12 protein-coding genes are annotated in these 17,164 nt (G+C 57.4%); 2 read left to right on the top strand and 10 right to left on the bottom strand.

Annotated features, from left to right (window positions below):
* Nucleotides 1–610 precede the first annotated feature (610 nt).
* The 10 genes from JM93_RS07900 to JM93_RS07855 all read right to left on the bottom strand — a co-directional run bounded on the left by JM93_RS07900 (nucleotide 611) and on the right by JM93_RS07855 (nucleotide 13,372).
* Nucleotides 611–1,204 (bottom strand): class I SAM-dependent methyltransferase, encoded by a 594-nt coding sequence (locus JM93_RS07900; RefSeq protein ID WP_145342043.1) that lies wholly within the window; start codon nucleotides 1,202–1,204, stop codon nucleotides 611–613.
* Between the two features lie 69 nt (nucleotides 1,205–1,273).
* Nucleotides 1,274–2,461 carry an ABC transporter permease gene (locus JM93_RS07895; RefSeq protein ID WP_145342041.1) on the bottom strand — a complete coding sequence of 396 codons (1,188 nt, stop codon included), beginning with the start codon at nucleotides 2,459–2,461 and terminating at the stop codon, nucleotides 1,274–1,276.
* A complete protein-coding gene (locus JM93_RS07890) occupies nucleotides 2,458–3,483 on the bottom strand; it encodes an ABC transporter permease (RefSeq protein ID WP_145342039.1) in 1,026 nt (341 codons plus the stop codon). Before JM93_RS07890 ends, JM93_RS07895 begins: the two co-directional genes overlap by 4 nt.
* Nucleotides 3,484–3,573: 90 nt before the next feature.
* Nucleotides 3,574–5,469 carry an ABC transporter substrate-binding protein gene (locus JM93_RS07885; RefSeq protein WP_145342037.1) on the bottom strand — a complete coding sequence of 632 codons (1,896 nt, stop codon included), beginning with the start codon at nucleotides 5,467–5,469 and terminating at the stop codon, nucleotides 3,574–3,576.
* The gene (locus JM93_RS07880) at nucleotides 5,466–7,352 is read right to left on the bottom strand and encodes an ABC transporter ATP-binding protein (protein WP_145342035.1); all 1,887 of its coding nucleotides are present in this window, start codon (nucleotides 7,350–7,352) and stop codon (nucleotides 5,466–5,468) included. The genes JM93_RS07885 and JM93_RS07880 overlap by 4 nt, the downstream gene beginning before the upstream one ends.
* A 215-nt stretch (nucleotides 7,353–7,567) precedes the next feature.
* Nucleotides 7,568–8,269, bottom strand: coding sequence for a substrate-binding periplasmic protein (locus tag JM93_RS07875; RefSeq protein WP_145342033.1), 702 nt, complete (start codon nucleotides 8,267–8,269; stop codon nucleotides 7,568–7,570).
* A 173-nt stretch (nucleotides 8,270–8,442) separates the two neighbouring features.
* Nucleotides 8,443–10,275, bottom strand: a complete 1,833-nt coding sequence (locus tag JM93_RS07870; RefSeq protein ID WP_208995019.1) for an adenylate/guanylate cyclase domain-containing protein — start codon at nucleotides 10,273–10,275, stop codon at nucleotides 8,443–8,445.
* A 256-nt stretch (nucleotides 10,276–10,531) separates the two neighbouring features.
* Nucleotides 10,532–11,713, bottom strand: a complete 1,182-nt coding sequence (locus JM93_RS07865; protein WP_145342029.1) for a CaiB/BaiF CoA transferase family protein — start codon at nucleotides 11,711–11,713, stop codon at nucleotides 10,532–10,534.
* A gap of 60 nt (nucleotides 11,714–11,773) precedes the next feature.
* Complete coding sequence (locus tag JM93_RS07860; RefSeq protein ID WP_145342027.1) at nucleotides 11,774–12,271, bottom strand: class I SAM-dependent methyltransferase; 498 nt, start codon at nucleotides 12,269–12,271, stop codon at nucleotides 11,774–11,776.
* A gap of 96 nt (nucleotides 12,272–12,367) precedes the next feature.
* The gene (locus tag JM93_RS07855; RefSeq protein WP_145342025.1) at nucleotides 12,368–13,372 is read right to left on the bottom strand and encodes a hypothetical protein; all 1,005 of its coding nucleotides are present in this window, start codon (nucleotides 13,370–13,372) and stop codon (nucleotides 12,368–12,370) included.
* Nucleotides 13,373–13,594: 222 nt separating this feature from the next.
* On the opposite strand from JM93_RS07855, the gene JM93_RS07850 reads away from it, so the two are divergent.
* Together JM93_RS07850 and pepN are read left to right on the top strand one after the other, a co-directional pair.
* Nucleotides 13,595–14,446: an alpha/beta hydrolase gene (locus JM93_RS07850; protein WP_145342023.1), complete on the top strand. Its 852-nt coding sequence runs from the start codon at nucleotides 13,595–13,597 to the stop codon at nucleotides 14,444–14,446.
* Between the two features lie 50 nt (nucleotides 14,447–14,496).
* A complete protein-coding gene (pepN, locus tag JM93_RS07845) occupies nucleotides 14,497–17,136 on the top strand; it encodes an aminopeptidase N (protein WP_145342021.1) in 2,640 nt (879 codons plus the stop codon).
* Nucleotides 17,137–17,164 lie beyond the last annotated feature (28 nt).

Genomic DNA, 17,164 nt, shown 5'->3' with positions numbered 1-17,164 from the left:
CTTAAAGGTGTGAAGCGGAGACTTCTGAGCACCGTCATTGATGCTTTTCAGCAGCGCATCCGGTCTCGACACTTCGGGCTTGTCGACGGTTTTTGCCCAAGCCTTTAGGTATTCGGCCTGGTCATAAATGTCCTCAAGCTCGCTCCTGGACAAAGGCGTATGCTTTTCAATTTCCTTTCGCACGAATTCCTGTTTCTTGAAATTGACCTTGAGGCCCTTTTTGTTTTCCACACTGTCTTGCAGCTTGAACTCGGGCATCTCGTTTGCCGTTTCGTCGTTCTTAGCGGACGGGCTGACGGACACTATTTTGGGGCTGGTCATTCGCTTTGGCTTTCAAATTGATTGCGCTTTGCGACAGTCTTCCCATGCGTCATGATATTGTTCAATTTATAAGTCGATAGATTTTTTAAATACATCTCTTCAAAATATGCAGATTACATATATTTAAAAATGATACAGCATGGAAAAATAGATGATTACAAACTGTATTCAGTTCATTTCTATGTATTCAGCCGTGGTTTTTCTGAACTGATATTAAATGCGAATCCAAGTTATGAAAAAAGCGGCCCCGAGGCCGCTTTCAAATTCCGTTTGACGATGCTGGGCTCCGTTACCCGGCCGGTTTGACCAGCCGCATGCGCCAGGTCACACCTTTCTTGTCTGAAACAAGCCGGTAATCGTCGAGGACTTCGAAGGCATGTGTATCATCTGTGGCCTCCCACAGCCTGGCAATCAGCTTGTTGGCCCCGCTTTCCGGGCGTTTGGGCGCGTACATGGACAGTGCGATGACCCCGTCCGGCTTCAGGAAAGGCACGTAGCGTGACACCAGCGCACCCGGGTTCTCTGCAAAATGCAGCACTTCGTTGAAGACAATTGCGGAGAAGGTTTCACCCGCTTCAGGCTGAAACGTGTGCATGTCGGCCGCGCGCAGCGACGCGGCAGCCGGATCGACATTTGCGATTTCAAGCGAGGCCGGGGACAGGTCGATACCGACGTATTTTTGCAGCCCCATCGGCGCCAGACGCTCGTACAAAAGCCCCTCGCCGCAGCCGATATCCAGCACATGCTTGTTGGAATTCGTCAGGTTCAACCACATGCCGATGATGCCGTAGCGGCCGCTTTCCGGCAGCGATCGCAAAAACGCCCAGCGCCCGGCTTCATATTCCTCGTCCCAACCTTCAGCGGTGCTCGCGTTCTTCGACATGGATGCTCCAAATTGCGGCCGCCGCCGCCCTGTCGGGCGCGGCGGTCAAATGCTCTTGTTGTTCAATGATCACTTATAGGGATCAGCCGCGTCGCGCAAACCATCGCCCAGGAAATTGAACGCCAGAACCACAATGATGATGGGGATGACCGGCGCCATCAGCCATGGATAGACGGTCACCACCGAAATGTTCTGCGCCTCGTTCAACAAGACGCCCCAGGAGACTGAGGGCCGTCTGAGCCCCAGATTGAGGAAGGACAGCGCGGTTTCCCCCAGGATCATCGACGGGATCGACAAGGACGCAGAGGCAATGATGTGGCTGGTAAAGCCCGGCAACAGGTGCCGTGTAATGACGCGCTTGGGCTTGGCGCCCATCAAAACCGCCGCCTTGGCGTATTCTTCCTCGCGCAAGGACAACAGCTTGGAGCGCACAGCGCGCGCAAGACCCGGCCAATCCAGCAGCCCGAGGATGACCGTGAGTCCGAAATAGATCCAGACCGGGTTCCAGGTCACCGGCAGGGCGGCCGACAGCGCCATCCACAAGGGCAATTCCGGCAGGGAGCGCATGATTTCGATCAGCCGCTGGATCGCGCTGTCGACAAAACCGCCGAAATAGCCGGCCAATCCACCGAAGAACAGGCCGAGTATGATCGAGATCGCGACCCCGATCAGACCGACCGTAAGTGACAGCCGCGCGCCATAGATCAGACCCGACAGCTGGTCACGGCCCAGGCGGTCCGTCCCAAGCAAAAAAAGCGAACCGCCCTCTGCCGGGCAGAACAGGTGGAAGTCGGCATCGAACAGCCCCCAGAACTCATAGGGATCGCCGGAGCAGAAAAACCGGATCGGTTGCACGTCGTCATAATTCGGCGTGAACACCCATTTCAAGTTGGTCATGTCGATTTCGGATTTCATGCCGTAGACGAACGGCCCGACAAACTCACCTTCATGAAACAGATGCACCGGCTGTGGCGGCGCATAAAGATGCTGGCTGTCACGCGTGTTCGGCGTATACGGCGCAATCACCTCGGCAAACGGCACGCACAGGTAAAACAGGATCAGAATGACACCCGACCAGACCGCGAGCTTGTGGCGCTTGAACTTCCACCACATGATTTGCCATTGCGAGGCCTGATAATAGCGCTCCTGCTCTTCCGACAGCTCTTCGACCGTCTCGGGATTGAAGGGGCGCGGATCGACATAATGTTCGGCCCGGTGTTCGTCCACCGGCTTTTTCGGGTCGAAGACGTCGCTCATGAGGCGGCCCTCCCGCCCAGTCGGATTCTCGGATCAAGCACCGCCAGCAAGATATCCGACACCAGCATGCCGAACAGGGTCAGCACTGCAACGAACAGAAGAATGAATCCGGCCAGGAACTGGTCCTGACTTTGAAGGGCCGACAAGAGCACGGGGCCAACGGTCGGCAGGTTCAAGACCACCGAGACGATGACCGACCCGGACACCAGCGAGGGGATCAGGTTGCCAATGTCGGAAATGAACGGATTTAAAGCCATGCGCAACGGGTACTTAGTCAGGAGTTTTCGCTCTGTCAGGCCCTTTGCGCGGCCGGTCGTGACATATTGTTTGTGCAATTCGTCCAGCAGATTGGCGCGCAAACGCCGGATCATCGCCGCCGTTCCGGATGTGCCGATGACGATGGTCGGAACAATCAGATGGGCAAGGATCGACATCAGCTTGTCGAAGCTGAAAGGCTGGTCGATGTATTCAGGTGCCATCAAACCGCCGACTGACAGGCCGAACCAGCGGTTGAACAGATAAAGCAGGATCAGGCCCAGCAGGAAGTTCGGGACTGCAAGGCCGAGATAGCCCAGAAAAGTGAACCCGTAGTCGCCCCACGAGTACTGCCGGGTGGCCGAATACATGCCGATCGGAAACGACACGATGTAAACGAACAAGATGGTGGCGAAGTTCAGCACGATGGTCAGCGGCAGGGTCGGGCCGACGACCTCGTTCACCGGCTTGTCGAACTCGAACGACCAGCCCCAATTGCCCTGCAACAGCCCGTCGAAGCCATTGGGACCCGGCCATGCGCCGATCCAGATCAGGTATCGTTCGAAAAACGGCCGGTCGAGCGCGAATTCTTTGCGCAGGAACTCCAGCTTGGCAATAGACGCGCTTTCGCCGCTGGTTCTCAGAGCTGCAATCTGGTTGGAAATGTAGTCACCGGCGGGAAGTTCGATTATGAGGAAAATCAAGAAGCTAATGACAAGCAGGGTCGGGATCATCGTCAGGATCCTGCGCACCATATAATAGATCATCCCGTCAGCCCCTTGACCTCCCGTCTTGTCCGGAAGGCGTTTTCAACCCCGTTTCGCCTGCCCTGTCAGCCGGGCAGGCATTTGTTGATATCAGCGCTTTGTATCGCTGAGGTAAAATTCATCCATCCGGTGCAGACCGAAATGTGCCCCCGGATCCCAGCCGTAGATCGCGGTTTGGGGAACATTCTTGACGCCGTTGATCAAGACCGGCTGCGGCACTTCAGCTACGAGGCCGATGCGGATGGTCTCTTCCGCGTTGATTTCCAGCATTTCATGCCAGATCCCGGTGCGCTCTTCCGGTGATGCCGAACTGTTCCACGCAGCGTAGAGCTCCATGAGGCGGATGGCCGGCGCCCAGTCCGGCTTTTCACCGCCCTCGCCCTTGGTCTCGTAATAATCGCCCCAATCGTGCCAAAGAAGCAGATCGCCACGCGCGGGGGCCAGATCGGTGGGCGGCATTTCCGACGTTGCGATGCCGTTTTCCAGACCGGGTGTGACAGACATCACCAGATCGCCGGTGATCGCCCGTTCGCGGACGATGTCGCGCTGGCTGGGCTTAATGTAGAGCTTAACGCCAATGTCTTTCCAGTTTTCCGACACAAGCTCCAGCGCATCGGCTTCCGTTTGGCTTTCGCCATAGGTTTCAATGATGATTTCGAGCGGCTTGCCGTTTTCCATCAAGCGGACGCCGTCATTGTTGCGCTCGGTCAGTCCAATCTGATCCAGCAGATCATTGGCTTTTTCCGGATCGTAAACCGCATGTTTCGTCCGGTATTCCGGCTTGAACAGCGGACTTGCGGGCAGCACGGTGTCATTTCCCGTCTTGCCTAGCCCGAAAAACAGCACACGGTTGACCATTTCGCGGTCGATCCCATAGGACAGCGCGTGGCGGAACCGCTTGTCGCGCAACAGCTTGCGCCAGTCCGGGTCGGCAACGGTCAGGTTTGGCAGTATCGAGATTTCCGCTCCCTTGGAGTTGGACCACAGCGCCGTCGTATAGCCTTGCTGGGCTTCGCCCTGCTTCAAGACCGTTATGTCGGCAAAACTCAGATTCCGGGCCTGGAGATCGGTCTCGCCCGCCTGCGCCTTGGCCGGGATCAGTTTGCTGTCCGCGACCGTCATGATGACTTCGCTGATATAGGGCAGCTGCTGACCGGCAGTGTCCAACCGGTGGTAGTAGGGGTTGCGCGTTAGAACAAAGCGTAAGTCGCTGCCGTTATCAGTGCGGATCCAGGGTTGAAGAGACGGCATGTCTGGATTGAGTGCGTTGTACATGTCGTCTTTTTTGTTGTGTAACGGTGCCCAGGACCGTGCCTTTACCTTGGCGGCTTCGGCCTTAATCGTTTCCGGGTCGCCATATTTTTCGTGGAACTGTTTCAGGTAATGAGCAGGACGGTAAATGAACGGCGGACGCGACTTGGCCAATTCGGGCAGAAATAGCGGGTTCGGAGTGTCCCATGTGAAACGGACCGTCGTTTCATCCAGAACTTCGAATTTCGGCGGCTTCCCGTCCGACAACATGAACGGCGGCAGGCCGGACGGCGTCAGGTTTTCATTCAGCGCGATATCTTCATACCAGTAGCGGATGTCTTCCGCGCCGAACGGATGGCCATCCGACCATTTGTGCCCTTCGCGGGTTTCCAGCGTGAAGATGCGGCCCTCTTCGACTTCGACATCCTCCAGGATATCGGGAACGAGATTGAGCTCGCTGTCGTAGCCAACCAGCCGGGCATAGCCCCACACGTTGATCAGGCGAACGTCTTTTGAGCGGCCGATCAGTGTGTTGAGTGTGCCTCCCGGTGTGCCGATGGTCCGGCCCTTGCCTTCCATGTCGACAACCAGCGGCTCATCAGGCACCCGCTCCGCAACCGGCGGCAGGGACGGATCAACATCCGGTGTTTCTTTCAAATCCAGCGCCCAGGCCGACCCTATCCCGGCCAAGGCGAGCGCGAGGCCGGCAAGGCCTCCCGTTTTCAGTATGCTCATGCGGCAGTCCCCTCAAGGGCGCCCCGGGTTTTCATCCCGGGTGCGCAAACGAAATGGTTTGGTTCCATTTCAATGAGTACCGGCTCGATCCCGTCCACCACACGGAACGGCTCAGGCCATTCACCCGGCTCGGAGGCGCGATTGGCATCAAGCGCCGCAAAATCGAGCGGGGTGTTCAAATCCGGTTCGGGCACAGCCGACAGCAGCGCCCGGGTGTATGGATGAAGCGGATTGGAGACCACTTCGCGGGTCTCGCCAACCTCAACCAGCCTGCCCCGGCACATCACGGCTATGCGGTCGGCAATGTAGTCGACCACGGCCAGGTTGTGACTCACAAACAGGTAGGTCAGGTTGAGATCCCGTTTCAGATCCTGAAGCAGGTTGAGGATCTGCGCCTGGACGGAGACATCCAGTGCGGAAGTAGGCTCATCGCACAATATGAATTCCGGGTTGAGTGCGAGTGCGCGCGCTATGCCGATCCGCTGACGCTGCCCGCCCGAGAACGAATGCGGATACCGGCGCAGGAAGCGCGGATCCAGCCCGACAAGATCCATCAGGGACCGCGCCCTTTCCGCCTGCTCTGCCGCGGTGCCGATATTGTGGATCTGCAGCGGCTCGGTCAGGATATCGTTCACGGTCATGCGCGGATTAAGCGAGGAAAACGGATCCTGGAAAATCAGCTGGACACGGCGCCGGTAGTCCAGAAGATCCGGGCCGCGGAGTTTGTGAACATTCTCAAGGCCGCTGCCATGATTGTAACGGATGGTTCCCTCTTCGATTTCAATCGCCCGCAAGATCGCTTTTGCCGCAGTGGTTTTGCCCGAGCCGGATTCGCCAACAAGGCCGAGGCATTCGCCCTTCTTGATGGTGAGATTGATCATGTCGAGCGCGCGGACACTGGCAGGCTTGGTCGAAAACAGACCACCCTTGCGCAAGGTGAATTCCTTAACGACATCGTGCATCTCAACAAGAGGCTGGCCCGGCGCCACCTTGCTCGCGGTTCCGCGCTGTTTGAGCGAATCTGCCTTGACCTCGATCGGCCGGATGGGCATCAGCCGTTCGTCCCGGTCCATATTGAAGCTGGGCACGGCGTTGAGAAGCGCTTTGAGATAGTCGTGTTTGGGGTTGGAGAAAAGGTCCTGCGCAGTGCCCTTTTCCATGATGCGGCCGTGATAGATCACGACGACCTCGTCTGCCATGTTGGCGACGACCCCGAAATCGTGCGTGATCATCAGAACCGACATTTTTAATTCGGCCTGCACATCCTTGATCAGCTTCAGGATTTCCGCCTGGATCGTGACATCGAGCGCTGTTGTCGGCTCATCGGCAATCAACAATGCGGGATGGCATATCATTGCCATTGCGATCATGGCGCGCTGGCGAAGGCCGCCGGACAGCTCAAAGGGATAGGTGTCCAGTCCGCGTTTGGGATCGGGAAACTGGACCAGCCGCAACATCTCCTGGGTTAGATCGCGCGCCTCGGCGGCGCTGCAGTCCCGGTGCAAGACGGCGGCCTCGCCAATCTGGTCGCCGATCGTGTGCAGCGGCGACAAGGATGTCATGGGTTCCTGAAAGATAATCGATATCCGGTTGCCGCGCAGGCTCCGCATGGTCTTTCCCTTGCGGTCCAGCGTTGCAATGTCCACCGGGGGGACTTTGCCATGCGGGTCGCTGAGAACAACATGCCCTTCGGTGATGTCCGCCATTGTCGGCAGCAGCCCCATGATGGTTTGTGAGATCACGGTCTTCCCGGACCCGGACTCCCCCACCAAAGCAACGGTTTTGTTCTCGGGCACAGCAAAAGACACGTCGTCCACCGCGCGGACCTTGCCTTCCGCGGTGTTAAAATCGACAGTCAGACCATCGATTGACAGCACGTTCACTGTTGTTCCCCTCCTTCACAGTGTCCGCCGGCAGGGTGTTTAAACCCGCTCAACCAGGTAAAGACAACCACATTTGCCAGTCACTTAGCAATGGTGGCTGAACAATTGCCATGCCATGATCCAGATCACACAACATCATGACGCTGACACGACGGCAAGCGACAGTCGAACGCCCTCACATGTCGTCCAACGTCTCACAATCACATGCGTTCCAACTACCGGTACTTGCTATGAATCGCCTGATAGGTTCCGTCCGCCCGTACCTCTGCAAGACCCTTATTAAAAGCCCGCAGGATGTCGTTTATGCCCGGATAAACCTTTGAGAAGCAGACGTGATAATTGATCGAGCGAAACTCTGTGAAATCGAACTTTCCGCTTAGTCCGTGTTGCTTGATCAGAAAATCATTGTTCCGGCGGCCGGCATACAGATAGTTGAACCGCTCCACGTCCAGCATGTTCAGCCCGGAAAGATCATCCGCCAGGGGGATCGCGACCGCGTCTGCGCTGTTCAATTCATCGAAGATCGCGTATCCGGAGACGGCCGCGACGGCAACGCCCGCCACATCTGCGATATTGGACAGCACCGGCCCTTTGAACCCCTTTCGAGTGTAAAGGCCGTAATTTTCCTCGCTGATTTTGTCGGAGATAAAGAACAGATCGCTGCGCTCCGGACTGTCCGCGCAAGACAAGGCGCCGGTGGCCTGTCCGTTCTCAACATCGCTCATCGCCCGTTTCCACGGTACGAACTGGATTTCAGCCTCGATACCGGCACGTTTGAACGCCTCCAGCACCACCTCATAGTCAAAGCCGCGCAAGCCATCGATCGGCTCTTCCATTTCGAATGGCGGATAGTGCACCGCAAGGATCGTCACACGCTCTTCAGCCGCGGCCGCGCAAATCGGCACAAGCGCTGCCACGAGAACACAAACCAACGAAACAAAGAGCTTGTTAATCGATCAAGCCTCCGATCAAAAACCTGCGTGCGGCTTGAACTCTCGCTGGCCTCACGCGCTCAAATAAAACACCGATCTGTTTACGATTGGCAAACACACGCGCATAAAAATATTATGCGCGGTCATGTCCGGCCGGCTTACTCCGCAGCGGTCGATGCCGCGCCGCTGGACTTGATATCGGCAGCCTGCCGGATTTCGTCTACAAATGGATCCAGCTTCCAGACATCCAGAGACTCGGATCGCCCGCGCAGGCTGTAAAGACCGGCATGGGTTTTGGCCACCTCGCTGGGAAGGGCGGCAATGGTGTCGCTGCTGGCCAGAATGACGACCTCGTCGGAGATCGCAACCTCCCGACCGAGCGACTGAAGCCGTTCAGCCGTGTTCACGGTGTCACCCACCACAGTGTAGTTCCAGCGGTCAAGTGCGCCGACATTCCCGACAACAGCCAGACCTGTATGAATGCCAATCCGCAACTGAATGCCCTCGCGGCCTTCGGCACGGGCACGATCATTCGCCTTGCGAACCGCGATCGCGATCTGGCGCGCGGTCGAAACGGCCGCCTCGGCATGATCCGGCCGGGCATCGGGCGCGCCCCAGAAGGCGAGCATGCCGTCGCCAATGAACTTGTCGACCGTGCCGCCGTTCTTTTCGACCGCCTCGACAAGTATGGCGAAATGCGAATTCAGGCTCTGTGCCAATTCCGTCGCGCTCATATGCTCCGAGATAGCGGTAAATCCGACGATATCAGTGAAAAGCACAGTCAGCTCTGCCTCGCGTGCTATAGCAGCGTCCTGTCCTCCCAAACGCATCAGCTTGATGAACAAGGATCTCGGGACATACGTGTTCATGGCCTTCAGACCGTCGACCATGGCATTGAAAGCAACAGCCACCTGGTCCAGCTCGGCAACTCGGCTGCGCGGAAGACGGTCCACCTCGTCCAGGGACAATGTGCCGACCTTTTCCGACTGGCGCGCAAGTTCGCGCAAAGGGCGCGCAAACCGGCGCCCAAGCCATGCGGCGATCACCACAGCGACGATCAAAGCGCCAAACCCGACAGCTGCGGAACCGGCCAGCCTTTGGATCTCGCGCGAAATCGACGCACTTTGAAAATACTGACCGATCACCCAGGGATCGTCGCTGAAGCCGGGCATCACCGCGCGCATCATGATGAACTCATCATCTGCCGCCGGGATCATCGACACTTCAATGCCCATCTCCGCCGCTCTTTGGAATTCAGGCAAAATCTCGCGCTCGCCGACCGCTTTCAGGACCGGATCACCAAACTCCAAACGAGGTGCAGGCAGCGCAAGAGCGGGCTTTCCTCCGGTCTGCAGCCATGCCGTGTCAGAATGCATGATGATCTCATCGCCATTGGCGATGATGAAGGTGGTCGCGTCCGCCCCCTCATCCAGATTGGCGATGCTGCGGCTCAAATCCGCGAGCGAGCTTGCGGCCGTCAGGATACCGGCAAGTTCGCCATCGCGGACAATCGGAACCGATACATTTGCATACTGGCCATATTCGTTGTGGACCAGAGGACCCCAGGACGGCGGACTGTCAACGGCGATCTCCGGCAGCTCATAGGTCTTGCCTCCCTGGCTCGGGACTTGGCCGTCGAAAGCTTCCGGCCGTTGTCCCGGTTCCTTGTAAACGCCGTAATTCATGCCGTTGGGCAAGGTGACGACGAAGACGCTCACCGTTGGATTGCCGACGATGGCCAGCATCAGCTCCTGCTTTGTCATGGCCACGTTTTCGGGATCAAGCGGGCCGTCGTCGAAAAACGGTTTCAAGCCGATGGCGGCAAGTTTGACGGCTTCAAAATGCCGGCGCAGCTGCGTTTCCATCGACTGCGTGATGAGGATCGCCTTGTCGTTGAGCAGCGAAAACGTGTTCTGAAAATTCGCGATGACCGACAACAACAGCACAAGCGCAAGGCTTAACGCGACGAAAGCGCCGAATCCCAACCCCATGATCCGCGTCAGAGGCAGCTTAATTCTTCTCTTGTTACCACTATTTTCCGTCATGGATCCTGTTCACAACGCCAACAAGCATGGGCCGAAATGTTACCACAGGTGAGCCCTGTCTGCCTCGCTATGGTGTTCGTTTGCTTTTGTAAATGGCAGGAACAGTTGAGGCGGCCTTAAAAAGGGTATCAAGTTGTGGCATCGCGGTCTGTGACGGTGCCGTGCCGCCCGGCACTCCTGGCCGGCGGCATATCAGATGATGTCACAGATCCAGTTCAAGCTGTTCCAGCTCGTTCAGGATTTCACCTGTGTGTTCGCCAAGCCGTGGCGCAGCGCGGTCCAACACCAGCTCGCTGTCAGAAAACCTTATCGGCGTGCGCACCGAAGGCACGTGCCCGCCTTTGGCCCCAGCCGCCGGCAAATCGACCTTCAGGTTGCGGTGGGCCACCTGCGGATCGGCAAAAACGTCAGCCACCGAGTTGATCGGCCCGGCCGGAACACCTTGCGCCTCAAGCGCTTCGAGCAGAGCATCGCGGCCAAAGAACCTGATTTTTTCCGCAAGAAGCGGCACAAGCACCTCGCGGTGGGCAACACGGGCGGCGTTGGTCGCATAGGCAGGATCACCCGAAAGCTCAGGCATGCCCAGGACGGCACAGAGCTTGGCAAACTGCCCGTCATTGCCAACGGCGACGATCAAATGCCCGTCGCGCACCTCAAACACCTGATAGGGAACAATGTTCGGATGCGCATTTCCCAAGCGTTTTGGAGCTTTGCCCGACACGAAAAAGTTGAGCGCTTGATTGGCAAGGACACTGACCTGGGCATCCATGAGTGCCAGGTCGACACGCTCCCCCAAGCCGGTCCGCTGACGTTTTTGAACGGCAGCCAGAATGCCGATCACACCGTAAAGACCGGTGAAGATGTCGGCAAAAGCAACACCGATCTTTTGCGGCTCGCCCTCCGGATCGCCGGTCAGATCCATGATGCCGCCCATACCCTGGATCATGAAATCGTAGCCGGCGCGGTGCGCATATGGCCCGTCCTGCCCGAAGCCTGTCACGGAGGCATAAATCAGGCGCGGATTGATCTTGTGCAGGCTGGCGTAATCCAGGCCGTATTTTGCAAGCCCGCCAACCTTGAAGTTCTCGATCAAGATATCGGCTTGCGCCGCCAGTTTGCGGGCCGTCCCCTGGCCTTCTTCCGTTCTGAAGTCGACAGTGATCGACCGTTTGCCGCGATTGCAGGAATGGAAATACGCCGCATCCAAAGCGCTGCCATCTTCGCCCTCAACAAAGGGCGGCCCCCACCCGCGCGTGTCGTCGCCGGCCGGGCTTTCCACCTTGATCACGTCAGCGCCCAAATCCGCGAGTGTCTGGCCGATCCAGGGTCCGGCCAGGATACGAGCGAATTCAACAACCTTTAGGCCTTCAAGCGGCGCAGACATTCCATATGATCCTTTTGAGAGTTCGCGAAGCTTCAAGTGCCCCGGTTCAGGTGCCCCGGCTCAGGTGCCGGAGACCTTCCGGTAGATGTGGTAGCGGCCAGGGTGAATGCCCTCCGGCTTTTCCACGGTCTCGAAATTCGGCAGGTCCAGTTCCAGCGCGGTTAAAATAAAGCCACCGGGCGCAATGCGCTCGTCCATCAGGGGGGACAACCAGCTTGCAATCGCCAGATCGTAGGTCGGATCTGCGGAACCGATATCAATGTGTGCGAAAGCGGCCTTTGCTTTGACCCGCGGCCCGCAAAACGCGAGTGTTTCGCGGATATCTCCGAGGATCATGTGCTCCGCATCCGGCGCGGAGCTCGGATGGCAGGTCATGTCGAAATCGAATACGAAAATCTCTTTTTCCGGATAAATCTCACGCAAATGGTCGTAGGTGCGGCCATTGCCAAGGCCCAGTTCCAGAATCGGGCCCTCGATCTCATTCACCTGATCGACGAGATGCTCCAGAATGATTTTCTGTGACGTCATGCGGCGGATGAAACTGTCGAGGCGACTCATGGGAAATATCCTGGCTGTGCAACACGGCTGCACTGCATAGCCCCCCCGGCCGCTTTGGTCAAAACCTTGGCGGCGAAAGCCGCCGGACCGGTCCCGCTAGACAAACACGGTCATCACCTTCGTCCGCGCGTCCAGATCGCCCAGTTCGGCTTTAATTTCGTTGGACCGGGCGGTCAGTTGTTCGGCGGAAGCGTTTACCGCCACTTCTCCGGTCTTCAGTTCAATCGCGTCCATGCGCGTCAGCGCGGTGCGGACCTTGCCGACAAAATTATCCATCGACAAGGCACCGTAATTCGAGACCGAAAGCACCGCGTTGACATCTTTTCCGACGAGTTTTACCCGGCTCGTCGAAATGATCATATCCCCGATCTGATAGAGTTTGACGAGATACGTATAGGTTTGAAAACCAAGGGATATGCTGACAACGGCGGACCCGCCGAGCAACATCTGGACACTTGCCCCCTTAATCCACTGCAGGCTCATGCCGTGGATCGCGCTTTGGTGAAAGCCGGTGGTCAGATCGACCTGATTGCCCAGAATGTTTGTCGTCTTGTCCGTCGCTATGTTCTCAGTGAGATTGTTCGCGTCGATAATGACATCGCCGGTCTTGTCACCCGCGTTGATGGTCAGGGACTTGGCGTTGCCGCTTTTGACGGTCACTTCACCACCGGCTGAAAGCGTGATCGTTCCGGTCGCATCCAGCTCATAGTTTCCATTGACCTGATAACTCTGGTCGCCTGTCTCGACATAAAGCCGCTCCCCAGCCTTTACGAGCATGCGCCCATCGCATGCCAGCAGAATGCCATGACTTGAATCGGAATCAGGACCCGCTGCCTGTTTGAAGACATTCTCACTGTCTTTGCCGCCTGCGTCGTCGATGTGCTTTTGCGGATAATAGTGCAGCTGGTCCGTCTCGACCTTGTGAGCGGATTGTTCGAGATCGGAGTACCCGCCAAGACGGGCAATCGCGCCAAGGTCAATGCCATCCGGCGCTTTATCAGTCTTTTCGGATTGAATTTTCGGCAGGTAAACGTAAGCGTGCTTCGTGTTGTAATCGATTATGGAGTCGAGTTTGGAGTTCTTGTCCTTTTCGTCGGTCATCCACGCCCTGCCTATGTCTTTATTGAAAATGTAACTGAGCCCATTTGCCTGCCAGCCTCAGCTTAAGGTGCAATAACAACGCTGCCCGCCACCAAATGCAACAATCAAAAGCACTGGTTGCACCGAACCGCCTCGATCTGTGTTTTTGGAATCGTGGCCGGCGCTCTTGCGGAAGGCAGCAGTCTTCTGCTTCGATCATCAGCGCAACAATGGGAGGCGGGTTTGGCGAGCAAAGGCTATACCGACTACGAGACGCAGTATAACAACCGGGCCAGGGTTCCTGAGCACCCTGTAATCTTTGAGAACTGGACACGCCGAGCCGCCGATTTCCGCACCAGCTGGCGCAACCTGCTCGACATGCCCTATGCCGACCAGCCGCGAACGACCTATGATTTCTTTTACGCCAGCGATGATGCCCCGGCGCAGTCCCGCACCGCCCTGTTCATTCATGGCGGTTATTGGCAGTCTCTCGACAAGAGCTCGTTCTCGCATATGGCCCGCGGCTTGTGTTTGCACGGATTCGATGTTGCCGTTGCGAACTACACCTTGTGCCCCAGGACCGATATTGCTGGCATTTGCCGGGAAATGCGCCTGTTGGCGGCGCATCTCGTGCGCACATGGGGCAAGCCTCTGCTTGTCTACGGCCACTCGGCGGGCGGGCATTTGACGGCAGATCTTATGGCAACCGACTGGAGCACATTTGATCTGCCTCCGGAGATCGCTGACCGGGGCATGCCCATTTCCGGCCTTTTCGATCTTGAGCCGCTGCTCGACACGAGCATCAACAAGGCCCTGCATCTCAACGCCAGAACCGCACGGGAGGCTTCGCCGCTGTTTGGCCCGATCCCGGAGACCGGTCAATTCATTGCCGTGGTCGGAGGCGAGGAATCCGAAGAATTTCATAAACAAAGCAAGGACCTGGTCGAGACCTGGACGACCGAAAAACTTCATGGAACGCTGGACATTCAAGCCGGCCAGAATCATTTTACGGTCATCGACCCTCTTGCCGAACCAGACAGTGGCTTGGTAACCCGGCTCAAACAACTTTGCCAAAACGACCTTGAAGACGCCTGAAAAAAGATCAATTGAGTTAGGCGCAGACTTACAACCATGTGGAGATATTGATGCGATCGGAAACGGCTGTTGCCATTCGTTTGGAGGACTACGCACCCGCACCGTACCGCATCTCGAAACTCTTTCTGGACGTCAAGCTGGCACCGCAGGCCACCGTTGTGACGGCAGAGCTTCACATCGAGCGCGGAAACGCCACCAAAGCCGGCACACCGCTGGAGCTGGACGGAGACGGTCTCGAGCTGGAGGGCGTTCAAATCGACGGCTTCCCGGCAGATCCCGCAGCAATCACCGCTACTCCCGACAAACTGGTCCTGCACAGCCCGCCCGCCGACCCCTTTGTGCTGACGATCCGGACCAGGGTGAACCCGGAAGCGAATACCCAGCTTATGGGTCTTTACCGATCGTCCGGCACCTATTGCACCCAGTGCGAGGCGGAAGGTTTCCGGCGCATCACCTACTTTCTGGACCGGCCGGACATCCTGTCGGTCTACACAACCCGCATCGAGGCTCGCAAAAGCGATGCGCCAATATTGCTCGGCAACGGCAACCCGTCAGAGGCCGGCGATATTCCCGGCACCGACCGCCACTATGCGATCTGGCATGACCCGTTCCCCAAGCCATCCTACCTGTTCGCCCTGGTCGGCGGTGATCTGGCAGCCGTGCGGGACACATTCACCACATCATCCGGCCGGTCCGTTGATCTGGCAATCTATGTTGAGCACGGCCGGGAAAACTGGTGCGACTGGGCGATGGATTCGCTCAAGCGTTCCATGCGTTGGGACGAAGAAACCTTCGGGCTGGAATATGACCTGGATGTCTTCAATATCGTAGCCGTGTCAGACTTCAACATGGGTGCGATGGAGAACAAGGGCCTAAACATCTTCAACGACAAATATGTTCTTGCCGACCCGCAAACGGCAACGGACCAGGACTATGCCAATGTCGAGGCGGTGATAGCCCACGAATATTTCCACAACTGGACAGGCAACCGGATCACCTGCCGTGACTGGTTTCAGCTCTGCCTGAAAGAGGGGCTGACCGTATTCCGCGATCAGGAGTTCTCGTCCGACATGCGCTCCCGCCCCGTCAAGCGCATATCGGATGTCCGGCTGCTGAAAGCGCACCAGTTTCCCGAAGATGCCGGCCCTCTGGCCCACCCGGTCCGTCCGCGCACCTACCGCGAGATCAACAACTTCTATACAGCGACCGTCTATGAAAAGGGTGCAGAGGTCGTTCGCATGCTGAAAACCCTGCTTGGCCCGGACAGCTTCCGGGCGGGCATGGACCTTTATTTTCAGCGCCATGACGGAGAGGCGACAACCATTGAAGCGTTTCTGGCATGTTTTGCCGAAGCGGCCGGCACGGACCTTGACCAGTTTGCGCTTTGGTATGAACAGGCCGGCACGCCGCTGATCAAGGTAGACTGCACGTATAGTGAAGAAAATCAGGAGCTGCGCCTGACCTTGTCCCAGTCTATCCCGCCGCTGCCCGGGCAGGACGAAACCGATCCGAATGTCATTCCCGTCCGCTTCGGGCTGTTGGGAGAAGATGGCAAGGACATGGACCTCGTGCCGACACCCGCTTCCGATGTGAGCGGTGACATGATGGTCTTGAAACAGCGCACCCAGACTTTCACGCTTCAAAACGTTCAGGCGCGTCCGGTACTGTCGCTTCTAAGGAGGTTTTCCGCGCCGGTCCGGCTTGACTTCGACCAGAGCAAACAGGATCTCTTGTTCCTGGCTCAAAGGGACAGCGACCCCTTCAACCGTTGGCAAGCGACCCAAACTCTTGCCACACGGGAACTGATCCGCCTGGCGGGCGACGCAAGGCAGGACAAGGCGCTGCTGCCGGACGTCAAACTCGTGGACGCATTTGGTGAAACCATTTCAGACACTACGCTGGACCCTGCTTTCCGCGCCCAGACCCTGGACCTTCCAAGCGAAGCCGACATTGCCCGCGACCTCGGCAAGGATGTCGACCCGGACGCGATCCACGCGGCGCGTCAGGCGTTGCGCAAAGCCATCGGTTTGCAGCATCACTCGGCATTGATCGGCGCAGCACAGCTTGATGGCGAAGCGTTTTCGCCGGATGCGGCGGCAGCCGGACAGCGCGCCTTTGCCAACCGGGCCCTGTCCCTTCTTGCGGTCGCCGACGAACCGGGAACGGCGGAACTTCTTAAAACGCGGTTTGACATGGCAACCAACATGACGGACCGCATCTCCGCGCTGTTAATGCTGGTGCATAACGGCCTTCACGGGTCCGAGGCAGCTCTTGCCGCGTTTCTTAACCGGTTCCAGGACACCTCGCTGGCCATGGACAAGTGGTTCATGGTGCAGGCCACGGCACCGAAGGAGGATGCCTTTGACCGGATCACCGCCCTAACCGCGCATCCCTTGTTCGACAAGACCAACCCGAATCGGCTGCGCTCACTGGTACAATCCTTTGCGACGGGCAATCCGACACAATTTTCACACGCCAGCGGTCGCGGATTTGACTTTGTGGCCGACATGGTTCTGGAAATTGATAACCGAAATCCACAGGTCGCTTCCCGTCTTTTGACCAGTTTCAGATCCTGGCGGGCGCTTGAGGAAAACAGAGCCGCACTTGCAAAACAGGCATTATTACGCATTTCTGCCGAAGACGACCTGTCAAGAGATACAAGAGATATCGTCGATCGTTGCCTTCAATAGTTGCGAATACTCGACCGTGTTAATATTT

It is taken from the genome of Roseibium hamelinense, assembly GCF_007830545.1.
In the GTDB taxonomy this organism is placed as follows: Bacteria; Pseudomonadota; Alphaproteobacteria; order Rhizobiales; family Stappiaceae; genus Roseibium; species Roseibium hamelinense.
This window is presented reverse-complemented; position numbering and strand designations above follow the sequence as displayed.

What these genes read in the sequence shown, in the direction of transcription:
- JM93_RS07900 (WP_145342043.1), bottom strand. Translation starts at nt 1,204, where the DNA reads ATGTCGAAGAACGCGAGCACCGCTGAAGGTTGGGACGAGGAATATGAA.
- JM93_RS07895 (WP_145342041.1), bottom strand. Translation starts at nt 2,461, where the DNA reads ATGAGCGACGTCTTCGACCCGAAAAAGCCGGTGGACGAACACCGGGCC.
- JM93_RS07890 (WP_145342039.1), bottom strand. Translation starts at nt 3,483, where the DNA reads ATGATCTATTATATGGTGCGCAGGATCCTGACGATGATCCCGACCCTG.
- JM93_RS07885 (WP_145342037.1), bottom strand. Translation starts at nt 5,469, where the DNA reads ATGAGCATACTGAAAACGGGAGGCCTTGCCGGCCTCGCGCTCGCCTTG.
- JM93_RS07870 (WP_208995019.1), bottom strand. Translation starts at nt 10,275, where the DNA reads ATGGGGTTGGGATTCGGCGCTTTCGTCGCGTTAAGCCTTGCGCTTGTG.
- JM93_RS07865 (WP_145342029.1), bottom strand. Translation starts at nt 11,713, where the DNA reads ATGTCTGCGCCGCTTGAAGGCCTAAAGGTTGTTGAATTCGCTCGTATC.
- JM93_RS07860 (WP_145342027.1), bottom strand. Translation starts at nt 12,271, where the DNA reads ATGAGTCGCCTCGACAGTTTCATCCGCCGCATGACGTCACAGAAAATC.
- JM93_RS07855 (WP_145342025.1), bottom strand. Translation starts at nt 13,372, where the DNA reads ATGACCGACGAAAAGGACAAGAACTCCAAACTCGACTCCATAATCGAT.
- pepN (WP_145342021.1), top strand. Translation starts at nt 14,497, where the DNA reads ATGCGATCGGAAACGGCTGTTGCCATTCGTTTGGAGGACTACGCACCC.